General features: G+C 56.7%; 1 protein-coding gene. It reads left to right on the forward strand.

Features of this window, described 5'->3' with window-relative positions:
• The coding region (locus tag M3I56_RS40955; protein WP_254358740.1) for a hypothetical protein at positions 1-506 on the forward strand (506 nt) is incomplete at both ends.

Raw genomic sequence — 506 nt, forward strand, 5'->3', positions numbered from 1 at the left:
GGCCTACGCTCTTCGCATTATCGACTCGGTGGTCTACCATGCGCCGATGTTCACTGGCGTATCCGAGACCAATCAGCGTTCGGCATACCGAGCAGATGAACACGAGATAATTAACGCAGCCATCGCTCGCTGGGTCGGCCTAGCTAACAGTGTACTCAACGGTTACACGCCGACAGGTCTCGGCATTGCGTATCGTCCCAAGCGATTTGAACTCAACCTCATAGTCGACGGCGCTGAATACACTGTATCTTTTTTTCAAGCAGAAGACGGCATACGAGATGAGACGCTTTCTGAGCGACTGAGAACGGGCTGGCCGGTTCTGCAGGCGGTGGGACTCGAACCACGACCATCCTACACCGATGAAGTTGAATTCGCGGTCGAAGGCGTCAGCTATCCCTCTATGGCTGCGGCGGCCAGGGTCTATGGGATAAGCGCCAAGACGCTCGGCCCGCGCGTGCGCAAAGGCTGGACTCCTGAGCAATGCGTTGGTCTCGAGCCGGTTTACG

Source organism: Paraburkholderia sp. CNPSo 3281 (assembly GCF_024206515.1).
Lineage (GTDB): Bacteria > Pseudomonadota > Gammaproteobacteria > Burkholderiales > Burkholderiaceae > Paraburkholderia > Paraburkholderia nodosa.